A 17,147-nucleotide genomic window follows, 5' to 3' on the forward strand; every position below is an offset into this window, starting at 1 on the left:
GCCGGGTGGAACGCAACAACGACACGGAGGGTGTTCGATGTTTGCTGTGGTTCCAGATCCGATTCCTGCGCGCATGCGCGTGCTCAACCGCGCCGAAGTGTGCGACGCCAATTTCCTCGACGCGGTGCGTGGCTGGCGAGGCACACCGCGCGCACGTCCTGCGCCGGACGCGCCGATCCTGCCGGGCAGCACGCTCAGCGCTGCGGCCTTCGGTGAGCTGTTCGATTCGCAGCTGGCCAGCCGCCAGCTGGACCTGATGGCGCGCGTATTGCGCGTGCAGAACAAGGTCTTCTATACCATCGGGTCGTCCGGCCATGAAGGCAACGCGCTGCTGGCGCGGGCCTGCCGGCATACCGACCCCGCATTCCTGCACTATCGCTCCGGCGCCTTCATGCTCGAGCGCTCGCGCCAGGTGCCGGGCATCGACCCGTTGCGCGATGCGGCGCTTTCATTCGCGGCCAGCGCCGATGATCCGGCCAGTGGCGGCCGGCACAAGGTGTGGGGCAGCAAGCCATTGTGGGTATTGCCGCAGACCTCGACCATCGCCTCGCACCTGCCGAAAGCGCTGGGCACCGCGCTGGCCATCGAGAGCGGCAAGCGGCTGGGCCATGCGCTTCCCATTCCGGCCGACAGCATCGTGCTGTGCTCGTTTGGCGACGCCTCGGCCAATCATGCCACTGCGCAGACCGCATTCAACACCGCGATGTGGGCCGCCAACCAGAAACTGCCGGCGCCAATCCTGTTCGTCTGCGAGGACAACGGGCTGGGCATCTCGGTGAAGACGCCGGACGGCTGGATTGCCGAGCGTTTCAGCCACCAGCCGGGGCTGGACTATTTCCTTGCCGATGGCCTCGACCTGGCCACCGGGCACGCCCAGGTGCAGGCCGCAGTGGACCACTGCCGGCGGACGCGGCGACCGACCTTCCTGCATCTGCGCACCACGCGCCTGATGGGCCACGCCGGCACCGACTTCGAGGTGGAATGGCGTGCATTGCCGGAATTGTGCGCGGCCGAGGCGCAGGATCCGCTGTTGCGCTCGGCGCAGATCGCGCTGGAATCGGGCTGGATGGATGCAGCCGCCATCGAAGTGGCCTACGAGACGATGCGCGCGCGCTGCATGGCCGCCGCTGCCGATGCCGAAGGCCGCGCGAAGCTGCAGTCGCTGCAGGAGGTCATGGCGCCATTGGCACCCTATACGCCCGCGGCGGTGCAGGCCGAAGCCCGGCGCGAGGTCGCCGACGAAGCGCGCGAGGCACTCTATGGCGGTGCCGAGGCCTTGCCGGAACGACAGGCGCCACGGCATCTCGCGATCCAGATCAACCACGGCCTGCAGGAACTGCTTGCGAAGTATCCGCAGAGCCTGCTGTTCGGCGAGGACGTGGCTCAGAAGGGCGGTGTGTACACCGTCACCAAGGATCTGCTGCGCCGCTTCGGCCCACGCCGGGTGTTCAACACGCTGCTGGATGAAACCATGATCCTGGGCATGGCGCAGGGCCTGGCCAACCTGGGCATGCTGCCGGTTCCGGAGATCCAGTACCTGGCCTACCTGCACAACGCCATCGACCAGCTGCGTGGTGAAGCCTGTTCGCTGCAGTTCTTCTCCAACGACCAGTACCGCAACCCGATGCTGGTGCGGGTGGCCGGGCTGGGCTACCAGAAGGGTTTCGGCGGGCACTTCCACAACGACAACTCGATCACCGCGTTGCGCGACATCCCCGGGCTGGTGGTCGGCTGCCCCTCGCGCGGCGACGATGCGGTGATGATGCTGCGCACGCTGGCTGCACTGGCGCGGGTGGATGGGCGCGTGGCGGTGTTCCTGGAGCCGATCGCGCTGTACATGAGCAAGGACCTGCACGAAGCGGGGGATGGCCAGTGGCTGTTCGACTACCCGGCACAGGGCCGGGCGCTGGTGCTGGGCGAGGGCCGGGTCTATGCACCGGAGGCCGGAGACCTGGTGATCTACACCTATGGCAATGGCGTGCCGATGGCGTTGCGCGCGGCGCGGGCGATCGAGCAGCAGCTGGGCTGGCAGGTGCGGGTGGTCGACCTGCGCTGGCTGGTACCGTTGGATGCCGGCTTCATCGCGGCCCAGGCCGCGAGCGCGCGGCGGGTGCTGGTGCTGGACGAAGGCCGCCACAGCGGCGGAGTGGGTGAGGGCGTGGTCACGGCGCTGGTCGAGGCCGGCTTTGGTCACCTGCCGCTGCGCCGCGTCTGTGGCGCCGACACCTACACGCCACTGGCAGGGGCAGCAATGTTCGGGCTTCCAAGCGACAATGCGGTGATTGGCGCCGCCCTCGACCTGGCGCAGGAACCCTGATGCATGTGTGGATTGGCGGGAATGTTGTTGCCGGCGCCGCTGGCGTCGGCCGAGGCGCTGCAGGCGCAGGCGCTGGCCATGGGCCAGGCGCTGCACCATCGCGGGCCGGATGATGGCGGCAGCTGGGTCGATGCCGAGGCGGGCATCGCGCTGGCGCATCGGCGCCTGAGCATCCTTGATCTGTCCCCGCTGGGCCACCAGCCGATGGCCTCGGCGGACGGCCGCTACGTGATGGCCTACAACGGCGAGGTCTACAATTTCGCGGCTCTGCGTGAACAGCTGGAGCCGCTGGGGCACACCTTCCGCGGCCATTCCGACACCGAAGTACTGCTGGCGGCGATCCTGCAGTGGGGCGTGGAAGATACCCTGCAGCGCTGCAACGGCATGTTCGCCATCGCGCTGTGGGACCGCCAGGATCGTTGCCTGTGGCTGGCCCGCGACCGCGTCGGCAAGAAGCCGCTGTACTACGGCTGGGCCGGCGACACGCTGGTGTTCGGTTCGGAACTGAAGGCGCTCTGGCAACACCCGGCGTTCGACAACGACATCGACCGCGATGCGCTCACCTTGCTGCTGCGGCTGGATTACATCCCGGCGCCGCACAGCATCCACCAGCGCTGCTACAAGCTGATGCCGGGCCGGGTGCTGCGGCTGGATGCAGCGGCTGTGGCCGCAGGCGCCGCGGCACACCGCCCGGAGCAGGCACAGCGCCCGTACTGGGATGCGCGCGCACGCATGCAGGCGGCGTTGGCCGCCCCGTTCCAGGGCCGCATCGAAGAGGCCGAGGAACAGCTGGACACGCTGCTGCGTGATGCGGTGGCGCTGCGCATGGTGGCCGACGTGCCGGTCGGCGTATTCCTGTCCGGCGGCACGGACTCATCGCTGGTGGCGGCGCTGATGCAGGCGCAGAGCGGACAGCCGGTGCATAGTTTCAGTATCGGCTTCACCGACTCGGGACATGACGAAGCACCGCTGGCCAGGGAGCTGGCGGCTCACCTCGGCTGTGATCACACCGAGTTGTACGTCAGTGGCGCCGACGCGCTGGCCGTGGTGCCGCAGTTGCCGGCGATGTTCGATGAGCCTTTTGCCGATGCGTCGCAGGTGCCGACCGCGCTGGTCGCACGGCTGGCGCGGCAGGGCGTGACCGTCGCGCTGTCCGGCGACGGTGGCGACGAGCTGTTCTTCGGCTACACCCGGTATGTACGCGCGCTGCGCAACTGGCAGATGCTCGAACGCGTGCCGGGGCCGCTGCGGCGCTGGATGGGCGCACGCTCGCAGCAGCAGGGCGAGGCCTCGCGGACCGGTGGCCTGGCGGCGCTGCTGGCCGAGACCGGCGCACGTGGCATCGGCGACGTCTACCGCAACCGCATCTCGCGCTGGCGCGATCCTGCCGCGGCGGTGCCCGGCGCGCAGGCCGCCGGCAGCTTCTACGACCTGGCCGATCCGCTGCACGGCGCGGGGACACCGGCCGACGCGATGATGCTGGCCGATTTCGTGACCTACCTGCCCGATGACCTGTTGTGCAAGGTCGACCGGACCTCGATGGCGGTCAGCCTGGAGGCGCGCGCGCCATTGCTGGACTGGCGCGTGGCCGAGTTCGCCTGGTCGCTGCCGCTGGGCTTCAAGCGCAGTGAGACGACCAGCAAGGTGCTGCTCAAGCGCGTGCTGGGCCGTTACGTGCCGCATTCAATGGTGCACCGTCCCAAGCGCGGCTTCGGCGCACCGGTCAGTGACTGGTTGAAGGGCGACCTGCGACCCTGGGCAGAGGACTTGCTGCAGCCGGCGCGGCTGGAGCGTGAGGGCGTGCTGTCGGCGGCGGCGGTGCAGCCGCTGTGGCAGCAGTTCCTGGGGGGGCAGCGCAAGTGGCATACCCACCTGTGGAACGTGCTGATGTTCCAGGCCTGGCAGGCGCATTGGCGGCAGGCGCGGACCGGCGTGACCGGCGGCTGATCTTCACCGGATGGCACGGGCCTGGCGACTAGGCTGGGCCTCCCGCACCGTGAGGAGTATGTCCCGATGTCCGTCCCCACCATCGCCGTGTTCGTTGGCAGCCTGCGCAGGGATTCCTGCAACCGCAAGCTGGCCCATGCGCTGGAGAAGCTCGCCGGTGATCGCGCGCGCTTCCAGTACGTGCAGATCGGCGATCTGCCGTTGTACGACCAGGATTTCGACGCCGATTATCCGCCGCAGGGCACCCGGCTGAAGGACCAGGTGCGCGCCGCCGACGCGGTGCTGTTCGTGACACCCGAGTACAACCGGTCGGTGCCTGGCGTGCTCAAGAACGCCATCGATATCGGATCGCGCCCGTACGGTGACAGTGCGTTTGCCGGCAAGCCGGCGGCGGTGATCGGCGCCTCCATCGGCCAGATCGGTACCGCCGTGGCCCAGCAGCACCTGCGCAACTGCCTGGCCTTCCTGGACATGCATGTGCTGGGCCAGCCCGAGGCATTCATCCACTTCAAGGACGGCCTGATCGATGCCGACGGCACGATCCACAACGAAGGCACGCAGAAGTTCCTGCAGGGTTACGTGGACCGGTTCCTGGCGTTGATCGCAGTGCACGTCAAGGGCGATTGACGCCTGCGGGGTCAGAGTCCCCTGCGTCGAAGGGGATCCGACCCCGAGCGTTGATCTGCGATAATGTCCCGCTCGGGCGCCGCAACGGCGTCCGTCGCAGGCAGTGCGACGCTCTCACGCCAGTCTGGCCAGGTACCGGCGGATATCCCCCGTTTTCCCACGGCTTATCCACAGGTTTGTCCATGGCTGCCGGGGTCGGCACATGCCTACACTCATCTGGTCCACTTTTGCAGGAAACACCGCAGCATGTCCGCTCGTCCCGGCTTCCGTTCCAACCGCAGAGAGCGCGGTGATGGCTTCGATCGCGATCGCGACGAGTCGCGCATCGACCAGTTGCGGGTACCGCCCCATTCGGTGGAAGCCGAGCAGGCGGTGCTGGGTGGCCTGATGCTGGCGCCCGAGGCGTATGACCGTGTCAACGACCAGCTGACCGAAAGCGACTTCTATCGTCGCGATCACCAGATGATCTATCGTGCGATCCGCGAGCTGTCCGAGCGCGAACGGCCGTTCGATGCGGTAACGCTGGGCGAGTGGTTTGAATCGCAGGGCAAGATGGAACTGGTGGGGGACGGCGCCTACCTGATCGAACTGGCCAGTACCACGCCGTCAGCTGCCAACATCGTGGCCTACGCCGAGATCGTGCGCGACAAGGCGGTGCTGCGGCAGCTGATCCAGGTCGGCACCGACATCGTCAACGACGGTTTCCAGCCGGAGGGGCGTGACAGCAGCGAGCTGCTGGCCTCGGCGGAAAAGAGCGTGTTTGCAATCGCCGAACAGGGTGCGCGTGGCCGTACCGATTTCGTGGCCATGCCCGGTGCACTGAAGGATGCCTTCGAGGAGCTGCGCAACCGCTTCGAGAACGGCGGCAACATCACCGGCCTGCCGACCGGTTACAACGATTTCGATGCGATGACCGCTGGCCTGCAGCCGACCGACCTGATCATCCTCGCGGCGCGCCCGGCAATGGGCAAGACCACCTTCGCGCTGAACATCGCCGAGTACGCGGCCATCAAGTCGAAGAAGGGCGTGGCGGTGTTCTCGATGGAAATGTCGGCATCGCAGCTGGCGATGCGCCTGATTTCCTCCAACGGCCGCATCAACGCGCAGCGCCTGCGTACCGGCCAGCTGGAAGACGAGGACTGGAGCCGCGTCACCAGCGCGATCAAGATGCTGAAGGAAACCAAGATCTTCATCGACGATACGCCGGGCGTGTCGCCGGAAGTGCTGCGTTCCAAGTGCCGCCGCCTCAAGCGCGAGCATGACCTGGGCCTGGTGGTGATCGACTACCTGCAGCTGATGAGCGTGCCGGGCAACAGCGAGAACCGCGCGACCGAAATCTCGGAAATCTCGCGTTCGCTGAAGGGACTGGCCAAGGAACTGAACGTGCCGGTGATCGCGCTTTCCCAGCTCAACCGCTCGCTGGAAACGCGTACCGACAAGCGCCCGGTGATGGCCGACCTTCGCGAATCGGGCGCAATCGAGCAGGACGCGGACATGATCGTGTTCATCTACCGCGACGACTACTACAACAAGGAAAACTCGCCGGACAAGGGCCTGGCCGAAATCATCATCGGCAAGCACCGTGGTGGCCCGACTGGCTCGTGCAAGCTGAAGTTCTTCGGTGAGTACACCCGCTTCGACAACCTGGCCCACGATTCGGTCGGTTCGTTCGAATAACGGTCACGCCGGCCGCTGGCCGGCAACCGCCACCGGGCGCTGAGAGCCAAGGCACCGGCAGGAGCCACTGTCAGCGCGGGTTCCATGCGGTTGCCACGAAGCGCAGCCGGGCGTGGGCGTGGCGTTGCACTGCGCTGGATCGGTTTCATCGCCCCCAGCCCGGTTTCGTCGCAAACCGTTTGCCGGCGCCAGGGCAGGGCGCCAAGGTGTTCGCAGGCGGCAGGGTGCCGCCCCAAGGAGACCGTGATGAAGACCCTGTTCGCGCTCGGCGTGTGGTGCCTGCTGTTCGTACTGTGCTGGCCGCTGGCGATCCTCGCCCTGATCGCCTGGCCGTTCGTGTGGCTGCTGAGCCTGCCGTTCCGACTGGTCGGCATCACCTTCTCGGCGCTGTTCGCGTTCCTGCGCGCGCTGTTCATGCTGCCGGCGCGCATGCTCGGTGGCCGGGCGGTGCCCGCATGAGGGCGGTGGTGCTGGTCGGTCTGGCCCTGTTGGCCGGCCCGGTACTGGCCGCACCTCCAGCACCGCCTTCGGTGTGGCTGGAGCGCCAGCAGGCAGCCGGTGCCGACGAAGCGAATGCTGCGGGGGCGAAGCCTCTGGCGGTACCCGAGGCCAGGGAGCGCTGCCGGGTCACCAAGGAATGGAAGGTCGGCGAGACGGTGGTGCAGCATCGGGTCTGTGAGGATCCACCGAAGAAGCCGGCTGGAAAGGCGTAGCGCCGAGCCCATGCTCGGCTAGGCTTTCACGGACCACCAAATGCGCAGCCGAGCGTGGGCTCGGCTCTACACCAGGGCAGCCAACAAAAAACCCCGCCGAGGCGGGGTTTTTCTTCTGCAGGTGAGTGCCGACCAACGGTCGGCACCTACCATGATGCAGATCAGTTCGCTTTGTGGATGGCGCGCTTGCTGACCGCCATCGCGGCGTCGTGGATCACTTCCGAGAGCGACGGGTGGGCGTGGCAGATGCGGGCCAGGTCATCGGCCGAGCCGCTGAACTCCATGGTCAGCACGCCTTCGTGCACCAGTTCGGAGACGTTGGCGCCAACCAGGTGCATGCCGAGGATGCGATCGGTTTCGGCATGGGCCAGGATCTTCACGAAGCCGGCCGGCTCGATCATCGCCACTGCACGGCCGTTGGCGGCGAACGGGAAGCTGCCGGCCTTGTACGGAATGCCTTCGGCCTTCAGCTGGGCTTCGGTCTTGCCGACCCAGGCCAGTTCCGGCTCGGTGTAGATGACCCACGGGATGGTGTCGAAGTTGACGTGGCCCGGCAGGCCGGCGATCAGCTCAGCCACCGCGATGCCTTCCTCGAAGCCCTTGTGCGCCAGCATCGGGCCGCGCACGCAGTCGCCGACCGCCCACACGCCGTTGACGCCGGTGTGGCAGTGCGCATCGACTTCGATCTGACCACGCTCGTTGATCTTCACGCCGGTGCCTTCGGCCAGCAGGCCCTTGGTGGCGGCGCGACGGCCGACGGCCACCAGCAGCTTGTCCACGGTCAGGGTCTTTTCGCCTTCCGCGTCGGTGTAGGTGACGATGACTTCCTTCTTCTTGCCCTTGCCGGTGATCTCGGTCTTGGAAACCTTGGCGTTGAGCTTGATGTCCAGGCCCTGCTTCTTGAATTCCTTGGCAGCGGCCTTGGCCACTTCAGCGTCGGCAGCCGCCAGGAACTCCGGCATGGCTTCCAGGATGGTCACTTCAGCGCCCAGGCGCTTCCACACGCTACCCAGTTCCAGGCCGATCACGCCGGCGCCGATCACCGCCAGGCGGTTCGGCACTTCGGTGAAGTCCAGGCCGCCGACGTTGTCGACGATGGTCTCGCCGTCGAACTTGGCGAACGGCAGCTCGATCGAATCCGAACCGGCCGCGATGATGACGTTGGTGCCCTTCAGCTCGACTTCCGAACCGTCGTGCTGCTTCACCTTGACCACGTTGCCTGGCTGCAGCTGGCCGAAGCCGTAATAGGCGGCGACCTTGTTGGCCTTGAACAGCATGCCGATGCCGCCGGTGAACTGCTTGACGATCTTGTCCTTGCGGCCAATCATCGCCTCGACGTCGATCTTGGCATCCTTGAAGCTGATGCCGTGGTCGCCAAAGATGTGGCCCATGTTCCAGAACTGGCGCGAGGAATCCAGCAGCGCCTTGGACGGGATGCAGCCCACGCGCAGGCAGGTGCCGCCGAGGGCCGGCTTGCCGTCCTTGCCCAGCGCTGCGTCGATGCAGGCGGTCTTCAGGCCCAGCTGGGCCGCGCGGATGGCAGCGTGGTAACCGGCCGGGCCGGCACCGATGACGACGACGTCGAATTGTTCAGCCATTGAATTATTCCTTGATGCATTACCAGAACCCCTCCGCGCAGGCGCGGAGGGGCGGGAGGTTTCTTACAGGCCGAACAGCATGCGGCCCGGGTTTTCCAGCTGGTTCTTGATGTCCACCAGGAACTGCACCGAGTCCTTGCCGTCGATGATGCGGTGGTCGTAGGACAGCGCCAGGTACATCATCGGCGCGATCACGACCTGGCCGTTCTGGGCGATCGGACGCTCCTTGATGGCGTGCATGCCCAGGATGGCGCTCTGCGGCGGGTTGATGATCGGGGTCGACAGCAGCGAACCGAAGGTGCCGCCGTTGGTCACGGTGAAGGTGCCGCCCTGCAGTTCTTCCAGGCCCAGCTTGCCGTCACGTGCCTTCTTGGCGTAGTCGGCGATGGTCTTCTCGATGTCGGCGAACGACATGCGCTCGACGTTGCGCAGGACCGGCGTGACCAGGCCCTTCTCGGTCGACACGGCGATCGAGATGTCCGAGTAGCCGTGGTAGATGATGTCGTCGCCGTCGATCGAGGCGTTGACCAGCGGGAAGCGCTGCAGCGCGTTGGCAGCGGCCTTCACGAAGAAGCTCATGAAGCCCAGCTTGATGCCGTGGGCCTTGACGAACTCGTCCTGCAGCTCCTTGCGCGCCGCCGACACCTTGGACAGGTCGACTTCGTTGAAGGTGGTCAGCATGGCGGTGGAGTTCTTCGACTCCATCAGGCGCTCGGCGATGCGCTTGCGGATGCGGGTCATCGGCACGCGTTCTTCCGGACGTGCGCCACCGGCCTTGCCGGCGCCGCCGTTGCGGGCGAAGTTGACGATGTCTTCCTTGGTCACTGCACCACGACGGCCGGTGCCGTCGACGTCGGCCGGGTTCACGCCTTCGGTGATGGCGGTGAAGCGGGCGCCCGGCGGCAGGGTGTCGGCGGCCGACTTGGCAGCCGGAGCCGGAGCGGCGGCAGCGGCCGGAGCAGCGGCGGCCGGTGCGGCTTCAGCCTTCTTCTCTTCAGCGGCCGGAGCCGGAGCCGCAGCCACGGCGCCTTCTTCGATGATCGCCACGACCTGGCTGGAGGTCACGGTATCGCCTTCCTTGAACTTGATTTCCTTCAGCACGCCGTCAACCGGCGACGGCACTTCCAGCACGACCTTGTCGGTTTCCAGGTCAAGCAGGTTTTCGTCGCGCTTGACGGCGTCGCCCACCTTCTTGTGCCAGGTGGCGATGGTGCCGTCGGCGACGGATTCGGGCAGTACCGGGGCTTTGACTTCGGTGGCCATTGCGGGAGCTTCCTGGTTTGTCTTCTAAATAGGGGGAGGATTATTCAGCGAACGTGTCGTTGAACGGGTTGACCAGTGCGTCGGCAATCAGCTGCTGCTGCTCGCGGACGTGGTCAGCCATGTGACCGGCAGCCGGCGACGCCGAACGTGCGCGACCGGCGTAGTGCAGGTTCTGGCCATCGGCCAGGCAGAACTGCAGGTGGTGGCGGATCTGGTACCACGCGCCCTGGTTCTGCGGTTCTTCCTGCGTCCACACCACGTCGGTGGCCTTGCCGTACTTCTTCAGCTCGGCAGCCAGCAGCGCACGCGGGAACGGATACAGCTGCTCCACGCGGATGATCGCCACGTCGTCCTGGCCACGCTTGGTCTGGTCTTCCAGCAGGTCGTAGTAGACCTTGCCCGAGCACAGCACCACGCGCTTGACCTTCTTGGCATCGGCATTGGCGTCGCCGATCAGGTGCTGGAACTCGCCATTGGCCAGTTCGTCCAGGGTCGACACGGCCAGCTTGTGGCGCAGCAGCGACTTCGGCGACATCACCACCAGCGGCTTGCGGGTGGTCATGTGCAGCTGGCGACGCAGCATGTGGAAGGCCTGCGCCGGGGTCGACGGCACGACAACCAGCATGTTCTCCAGGGCGCACAGCTGCAGGAAGCGCTCCAGGCGCGCCGAGCTGTGTTCCGGGCCTTGTCCTTCATAGCCATGCGGCAGCAGCAGGGTCAGGCCGGAAATGCGGCCCCACTTGGCTTCACCGGCGGCGATGAACTGGTCGATCACCACCTGGGCACCGTTGGCGAAGTCGCCGAACTGGCCTTCCCAGATGCACAGCGTGTTCGGATCGGTGGTGGAGAAACCGTACTCGTAGGCCATCACCGCTTCTTCGCTCAGCAGCGAGTCGATGACGGTGGCCTTCTCCGGCGAATCCACCAGCTGCCGCAGCGGCATGTAGTAGTTGTCGGTCTTCTGGTCGTGCAGGATCGCGTGGCGGTGCGTGAACGTACCGCGGCCGACGTCCTGGCCGACCAGGCGCAGCGCATGGCCTTCGTCGAGCAGGGTGGCGTAGGCCAGGTTCTCGGCAAAGCCCCAGTCGCCCGGAATCTCGCCGGCGGCCATCTTGCGGCGGTCGTCGTAGACCTTGGCCACGCGCGAGTGCAGCTGCACTTCGTCCGGGATGGTGTTGATCAGCTTGGCCAGCTCGACCAGCTTGTTCTTCTCGACCTTGGTCGAGACCGGATCGGACAGCTTGCCTTCCAGCAGCTTCGGCCAATCGACGAACAGCGGGCTGCTCGGCGGGGTCTTCTCGACCTTGGCCAGCTCGGTGGTCACTTCACCCGCGTCCAGCTTCTCGCGGTAGGCATCGACCATGGCCTTGCCGGCACCGGCGGCGATCACGCCCGCCTTTTCCAGCTGCTCGGCATACATCTCGCGGGTGGTCGGGTGCTTGCGGATCACCTGGTACATCAGCGGCTGGGTGATCGCCGGCTCGTCGGCCTCGTTGTGGCCCCAACGGCGGTAGCACATCAGGTCGATGACCACGTCCTTGGCGAACTTCTGGCGGAACTCGAAGGCCAGCTGCGCGGCGAACACGACGGCTTCCGGATCATCGCCGTTCACGTGCAGCACCGGGGCGGCGATCATCTTCGCCACGTCGGTGGCATAGCGCGTGGAGCGCGTATCCAGCGGGTTGGAAGTGGTGAAGCCGACCTGGTTGTTGACCACGATGTGCACGGTGCCGCCGACGGCGAAGCCGCGGGCCTGCGACATCTGGAACAGCTCCATGACCACGCCCTGGCCGGAGAAGGCCGCGTCGCCGTGGATCAGGATCGGCATGACCTGCTTGCGTGCGGTGTCCTTGCGGCGCTCCTGGCGCGAACGCACGGAACCGGCCACGACCGGGTCGGCGATTTCCAGGTGCGACGGGTTGAACGCCAGTGCCAGGTGCACCGGGCCACCGTCGGTGGCCACGTCGGCGGAGAAGCCCATGTGGTACTTCACGTCGCCGGCCGAAGCGTGCTCGTCGTGTTCGAACTTGCCTTCGAATTCGTCGAACAGCTTGCGGGGATTTTTGCCCAGAGTGTTGACCAGCACGTTCAGGCGGCCGCGGTGGGCCATGCCGATCACCACGTCCTTGACGCCATCCTTGCCGGCGCTGCGGATGATGGTGTCCATCATCGGGATCAGCGAGTCGCCGCCTTCCAGCGAGAAGCGCTTCTGGCCGACGTACTTGGTGTGCAGGTAGCGCTCCAGGCCTTCGGCCGCGGTCAGGCGCTCCAGGGTGCGGCGCTGGGTGTCAGCGTCCAGCTGGTAGTTGCCACCGGCCGCTTCCAGCTTCTTGTAGATCCACTGGCGCTGCTCGACCTCGGAGATGTGCATGAACTCCGCGCCGATCGAGCCGGTGTAGGTCGCCTTCAGGCGTGCGAGCAGGTCGCGCAGCTTCATGCGCGGCTGGCCGCCGACGCCGCCGGTGCTGAACTCACTGTTGAGATCGGCATCGGACAGGCTGTGGAACGGCAGGCCCAGGTCCGGCGTGTTGACCGGCGCGGCCAGGCCCAGCGGATCGAGGCGGGCGTCCAGGTGGCCGCGCGAGCGGTAGGCGGTGATCAGACGACCGACATTGCGCTCGCGCTCGTCGCCCGCACCGCTGCCGGTGCCAGCTTTCAGCGCATCCTTGGCCGCGTCCGCGATGTGGGAGATGACGGCCGAGTGCGGAATGTCACCTGCTTCACGGCCCTTGAAGCCATCGAAGTAGGTTTTCCATTTGGGATCGACACTATCCGGGGAGACCAGGTACTGCTCGTACAGGTCCTCGACATAGGAGGCGTTGCCGCCGGCGAGTTGCGAAGATTGCGCAAACTGCTTCAGTTGATTGTCCACGATGGAGGGTGTTGATTCGCTTTGTGGGGTATGGCTTCAGAAGGACCCGGCAGGAAGATGAATAGCCCTGCGCGGGCGCGTTCAAACAGCCAAATTGTACCCCCAACGGGACACGAAGGGGCACCACCACAGGTATCCCGCGTCCGCTGGTGCCGGTTCCAGACAGGTTGGGTCAGCGGTGCCGGCTCAGATGCCGAGCGCGCGCAGTTCGCTGCAATCGCGCGAACGGTCCCAGACGCGCTGCAATTGCTGCTCGAACGGCTGCGAACGTGCCGGCAGCGCGATGCCGGCCTCGCCGTCGAGGCGATGGCCGATCAGACGAAAGTAGAAGTCGCCCGCATCGTTGAGCAGGCAGGCCGAGGCCAGCGCGCGGTCGACCGGATCGCTGACCTCGCGGAACTGGATCACGCTTGGCAGGCGCTGGGCCAGCGCCAGCAGCGGTGCCCCGGCAGAGGCGATCGCAGCGGCATCGTGCACGATCACCCGCAGCTGCTTGTCATGGCGGGCGGTGACGAAGCGGCGCAGGGCGGCCTGTACCGGGGGCGCGTCGAGCAGCCCCGGGTCCAGCTGGCGGCTGTGCAGCCACAGCTGGCGACGGGCGCGGTGGATGATGGCTGTGGTGATGGCCACCGCCTCGGCGCGGCGGTCGATCGCGCTGGCCGCGCCCAGCCGGCGGCGCATCTGCTGGTGGCCGATGCCGGCCTCCTCGAACACCTCGCCTTCAGGCAGGAAGCCCTGGCGGGCATAGAATTCGCGGGCGGGCAGCTGGGCGTGCAGGTGCAGCTCGGCCAGGCCGAGCCTGCGCCCGGCCTCGACCAGTGCCTCCAGCAGGGCCTCACCGACCCCGTGGCTGCGATGGCTGGCCAGCACGGCCATGCGGCCGATGCGGCCGTCCGGGGCCAGCCGACCGGTGCCGACCGGCTGGTTGTCACTGTCCAGTGCCAACACATGGACGCTGACCGGGTCCAGCGCATCGCGTTCCAGTTCCGCGGCGATGCCCTGTTCCTGCACGAACACGCGTTGGCGCACGTCGTGGATGGCAACGTGGGCGTCGGCGTGGCTGACCTGCTGGACCCGGATCATGGCGGCGGCTCAGACGCGGCCGGCGTCGCTGTCGTCTTCCTCGTCGTCCTCGAAGTTGACGATGACCTCGATGCCATCGTCGTGCACGGTCACGGAGTGGACATCGTCGGACACCGCATCGGCGTCGATCGCGTCGACGCGGTCACGGCCTTCGACCACTTCGCCGAGCACCACGGCGTCTTCGCCGTCGTCCTCGTCTTCAGCGTCATACACCTCGTTCGGATCGATCAACTGGAACACGCCACTGACCAGCAGTTGCTGGAGCACAGCACGGCCCTTGTCGGACAGGCCGCGATAGGCGGCGGCGTCGAGCTGCTCGGCACCGGCCAGGCGCTGGGCGTCCTTCACCGGCAGCGCGAAGTCCTGACCGCTGACGTACAGGCTGGCACCGCGTTTGGCCCGGCGCCAGGCCAGGCGTGCCCAGGGGTGGCGCTGCAGCAGCAGGCCGGAGGCCAGCGCCTGGACCACTTCCTCCGGTGCCGGTGCAGCCTGGTGGGCCATCACCTCGCCGGCGGCGCGGTAGGTGGTGATGAAGCGACCGAACCAGTCACCCAGCTTGTCCGGGTCGTTCATGCGGATGGCGTTGAGCGCGGTGATCACCCGCGCCATCGCCACCGTGTCGATTTCGTTCGGGTCGGCTGGCACCTTGAGGTCGGCATCCTGGTAACGGATGTTCTCGTCGGCATCGGCGATCAGGGTGTCCAGGTAGTCGCTGATCAGTTCGGCCGAGGACGGCGCGCGCATGCCGAACGAGAAGGTCAGGCAGGGGTCTTCGGCGACGCCGTGGTGCGGCACGTTCGGCGGCAGGTACAGCATGTCGCCCGGCGCCAGCACCCAGTCGTGGGTGGGCTTGAACACCTTCAGCAGCTTCAGTTCCACGTCCGGGCGGAAGCCCAGCGGTGGCTGCCTGCCCTTGATCGATTCGCTGGCGTCGATCTGCCAGCGGCGGTGGCCGTGGGCCTGCAGCAGGAACACGTCGTACTGGTCGACATGGGCGCCGACCGAGCCGCCGGTGGCGGCGAAGCTGATCATCACGTCATCCATGCGCCAACGCGGCAGGAAGCTGAAGTGCTCGATCAGGGCGCGCACGTCCGGATCCCACTTGTCCACGTCCTGCACCAGCAGGGTCCAGTCGTGGTCGGGCAGGGCGGGGAACACGTCTTCCTGGAACGGGCCGGTGCGCACGCGCCAGCCGTCCCGGGTCTTGTCGTGCTCGATCAGGCGCGCCAGCACGCCTTCCTCGCAGGCCAGCCCGGCCAGGTCTTCCGGCTGCACCGGGGTCTGGAAGTTGGGGAAGGCGTTGCGGATCAGCAGCGGGCGTTTCTGCCAGAAGTCGCGCAGGAAGGTGGCCGGCGCCATGCCCAGCGGCTGGCCGGGGCGGGCGGTGACTTCGATGAGGGGGGCGGAGGACTTGCGGGCGGCCATGGGGAATCCTTGCAGCGGAAAGCGGGAGGGGCGGCGTGGCGGGCCGCCAAGGAGTCCATTGTCCGCCGTTCGTGGGGATTGCGCACGTGCGGTGGTTTGTCGCGGGGTGTCCGGCCAACGGCGGAGCCCCTCGTGGCGACATCTTGGTAGGGTCGACTGTTAGTCGACCGGCTTCATGGGCTTGGCCGGGCGGGTGGGCCGCGCGGGGGACGCTGCAAGTACGTCCATGTAAGCTCGATCGCCGCATCCATGCGGCTCACGCCCCCGCACAGCCCACCCGCCCGGCCCCTGACAGTTTCCTGCGCGGCCCGCCACGGAATGGAAGAAGAAGATCAAAGGCAACAGCGGGTCGCGCGCTGCGCTTGCTCATGTAGAGCAGAGCCAACGCTCGGCTTGCTGTTACCATTGCGAAAGGCAGCCCGGCGTAGGCTTAGGGCTACAGGATCAGACACAGGTCGCAGAAACTACCAGGAAGTATCAAGACCGGGAGGAGATCTGTAGTTGTCGATCTAAAGATCGCCGTGTGATTTCAACTGAATGATCTGACAAGCGCCCGGGTTCCATACGATGAATACTCGTATAAGGAGAAGTCCTGTGTCTGGCACAGGATCCCTAAATGCTCAATGGCCTCGACCTTCTTCAGATTCTCGATGGTGTTCTCCCCACCCAGTGAAAGCAGTGGCTGGAATCCATAGCATTCACCGATCTCTAAGGGCCCAAGCTTCTTCCGTGCTCTGGAGAATAGCCGTCTGTCATCTTTGTCGTAAGCATCGATATCCTCTGCGTCGAGCATAAATGGGATCTCGATGGCATGTTCAAGATGCATTCCGGCATCTGTATCTCGTGCAGATGTCTCACACATCACTGAGCCATGCATAAGTTCTATCTCTCCGATGCCGAAGACTTCGTGATAGAAGAAAATATTGCCGAACGCACTATGGCAAAACGCATGGCAATTCGTACTGTTGAATTGCTCGTCGCGGTCGAACACTGCATCCAGAATGCCTTTGAAACTCCTGGGGTGGCATGTCTGGAGCTGGCCTTGCAGTGTGAAGAAAAAGCCCAGCTTAGCGAAGAGTTCGCGGAGTTGATCAGGAAGGGATGTTGGAAGTGAATTCCACTCGTCGCGGGTGAGCGAGCGACACAGCTTTGGGTGTCCATGCTCGTTGACGATGTAGTCAATTAGTTTACTCATTTCTGATCTGCAGTTTGGCCTTCGAATCTGCGGCGCGAATACGTCATCTGCCGGACTTGTTGATGGTCGAACGTATCAGGCAATACCGACGTTGGCCCGTTTTCAGAAACGGTCCCTCCGGCCTGCCTTGCCCCGGTGTGCGGCATGAAATGAGGATGGGAGCCAGAAACGACAAAAGGGACGCGGCGAAGCCGCGTCCCTCTTTCAAATTCCGTCCCGACAACCCAATGCTCTTCGATCCGTCACCGGGAATCTGTCAGAGGTGGGGCGGGTTGGGTTCGCGGGGGTGTCTGATCTGGCCCCCTGAAAACGGACGCCATGAAGCCGTTTCAGGCGGCAGCCCGGAGCTGCCGGGCGTAGTTGTTAGGCGAGTGGTAGCCCAGCGCCGAGTGTAGCCGGGCTGGATTGTAGAAGCCGTGGATGTAAGCAG

At 65.8% G+C, this 17,147-nt stretch carries 12 protein-coding genes; 6 read left to right on the forward strand and 6 right to left on the reverse strand.

Annotated elements, in window-relative coordinates; all coding sequences use genetic code 11:
- The first annotated feature begins 37 nt into the window (after positions 1 to 37).
- From AC5P5V_RS10820 to AC5P5V_RS10845, 6 genes are all read left to right on the forward strand, one after another.
- Positions 38 to 2,317: a transketolase C-terminal domain-containing protein gene (locus tag AC5P5V_RS10820; RefSeq protein WP_495215877.1), complete on the forward strand. Its 2,280-nt coding sequence runs from the start codon at positions 38 to 40 to the stop codon at positions 2,315 to 2,317.
- A 3-nt stretch (positions 2,318 to 2,320) separates the two neighbouring features.
- Positions 2,321 to 4,264: an asparagine synthase (glutamine-hydrolyzing) gene (asnB, locus tag AC5P5V_RS10825; protein ID WP_231352200.1), complete on the forward strand. Its 1,944-nt coding sequence runs from the start codon at positions 2,321 to 2,323 to the stop codon at positions 4,262 to 4,264.
- A gap of 66 nt (positions 4,265 to 4,330) precedes the next feature.
- Complete coding sequence (locus tag AC5P5V_RS10830; protein ID WP_134969316.1) at positions 4,331 to 4,891, forward strand: NADPH-dependent FMN reductase; 561 nt, start codon at positions 4,331 to 4,333, stop codon at positions 4,889 to 4,891.
- A 246-nt stretch (positions 4,892 to 5,137) separates the two neighbouring features.
- The gene (locus tag AC5P5V_RS10835) at positions 5,138 to 6,568 is read left to right on the forward strand and encodes a replicative DNA helicase (protein WP_005417526.1); all 1,431 of its coding nucleotides are present in this window, start codon (positions 5,138 to 5,140) and stop codon (positions 6,566 to 6,568) included.
- A 246-nt stretch (positions 6,569 to 6,814) separates the two neighbouring features.
- Positions 6,815 to 7,027 carry a hypothetical protein gene (locus AC5P5V_RS10840; RefSeq protein WP_005417525.1) on the forward strand — a complete coding sequence of 71 codons (213 nt, stop codon included), beginning with the start codon at positions 6,815 to 6,817 and terminating at the stop codon, positions 7,025 to 7,027.
- Complete coding sequence (locus AC5P5V_RS10845; RefSeq protein WP_134969315.1) at positions 7,024 to 7,281, forward strand: hypothetical protein; 258 nt, start codon at positions 7,024 to 7,026, stop codon at positions 7,279 to 7,281. The genes AC5P5V_RS10840 and AC5P5V_RS10845 overlap by 4 nt, the downstream gene beginning before the upstream one ends.
- A gap of 161 nt (positions 7,282 to 7,442) precedes the next feature.
- Here the strand turns inward: AC5P5V_RS10845 and lpdA are convergent, their stop codons facing one another.
- From lpdA to AC5P5V_RS10875, 6 genes are all read right to left on the reverse strand, one after another.
- Entirely contained in the window at positions 7,443 to 8,879 is a 1,437-nt protein-coding gene (lpdA, locus tag AC5P5V_RS10850) for a dihydrolipoyl dehydrogenase (RefSeq protein WP_061477976.1), read from the reverse strand.
- A gap of 63 nt (positions 8,880 to 8,942) precedes the next feature.
- Complete coding sequence (gene sucB, locus AC5P5V_RS10855; protein ID WP_053499860.1) at positions 8,943 to 10,142, reverse strand: dihydrolipoyllysine-residue succinyltransferase; 1,200 nt, start codon at positions 10,140 to 10,142, stop codon at positions 8,943 to 8,945.
- A gap of 40 nt (positions 10,143 to 10,182) precedes the next feature.
- Entirely contained in the window at positions 10,183 to 13,014 is a 2,832-nt protein-coding gene (locus tag AC5P5V_RS10860) for a 2-oxoglutarate dehydrogenase E1 component (protein ID WP_231352199.1), read from the reverse strand.
- A 186-nt stretch (positions 13,015 to 13,200) separates the two neighbouring features.
- Entirely contained in the window at positions 13,201 to 14,097 is an 897-nt protein-coding gene (locus AC5P5V_RS10865; protein WP_231352198.1) for a GNAT family N-acetyltransferase, read from the reverse strand.
- Positions 14,098 to 14,106: 9 nt separating this feature from the next.
- Entirely contained in the window at positions 14,107 to 15,522 is a 1,416-nt protein-coding gene (locus AC5P5V_RS10870) for a ribosomal protein uL16 3-hydroxylase (RefSeq protein ID WP_134969463.1), read from the reverse strand.
- 529 nt (positions 15,523 to 16,051) lie between these two features.
- A complete protein-coding gene (locus tag AC5P5V_RS10875) occupies positions 16,052 to 16,717 on the reverse strand; it encodes a T6SS immunity protein Tdi1 domain-containing protein (protein ID WP_083297597.1) in 666 nt (221 codons plus the stop codon).
- Positions 16,718 to 17,147: the final 430 nt, after the last annotated feature.

The organism is Stenotrophomonas sp. YJH_SMC_130, assembly GCF_059369035.1.

Coding starts and splice junctions, on each gene's coding strand:
- AC5P5V_RS10835 (WP_005417526.1), top strand. CDS start 5,138: ATGTCCGCTCGTCCCGGCTTCCGTTCCAACCGCAGAGAGCGCGGTGAT.
- AC5P5V_RS10875 (WP_083297597.1), bottom strand. CDS start 16,717: ATGAGTAAACTAATTGACTACATCGTCAACGAGCATGGACACCCAAAG.
- AC5P5V_RS10830 (WP_134969316.1), top strand. CDS start 4,331: ATGTCCGTCCCCACCATCGCCGTGTTCGTTGGCAGCCTGCGCAGGGAT.
- AC5P5V_RS10865 (WP_231352198.1), bottom strand. CDS start 14,097: ATGATCCGGGTCCAGCAGGTCAGCCACGCCGACGCCCACGTTGCCATC.
- AC5P5V_RS10840 (WP_005417525.1), top strand. CDS start 6,815: ATGAAGACCCTGTTCGCGCTCGGCGTGTGGTGCCTGCTGTTCGTACTG.
- asnB (WP_231352200.1), top strand. CDS start 2,321: ATGTGTGGATTGGCGGGAATGTTGTTGCCGGCGCCGCTGGCGTCGGCC.
- lpdA (WP_061477976.1), bottom strand. CDS start 8,879: ATGGCTGAACAATTCGACGTCGTCGTCATCGGTGCCGGCCCGGCCGGT.
- AC5P5V_RS10870 (WP_134969463.1), bottom strand. CDS start 15,522: ATGGCCGCCCGCAAGTCCTCCGCCCCCCTCATCGAAGTCACCGCCCGC.
- AC5P5V_RS10845 (WP_134969315.1), top strand. CDS start 7,024: ATGAGGGCGGTGGTGCTGGTCGGTCTGGCCCTGTTGGCCGGCCCGGTA.
- AC5P5V_RS10820 (WP_495215877.1), top strand. CDS start 38: ATGTTTGCTGTGGTTCCAGATCCGATTCCTGCGCGCATGCGCGTGCTC.
- sucB (WP_053499860.1), bottom strand. CDS start 10,142: ATGGCCACCGAAGTCAAAGCCCCGGTACTGCCCGAATCCGTCGCCGAC.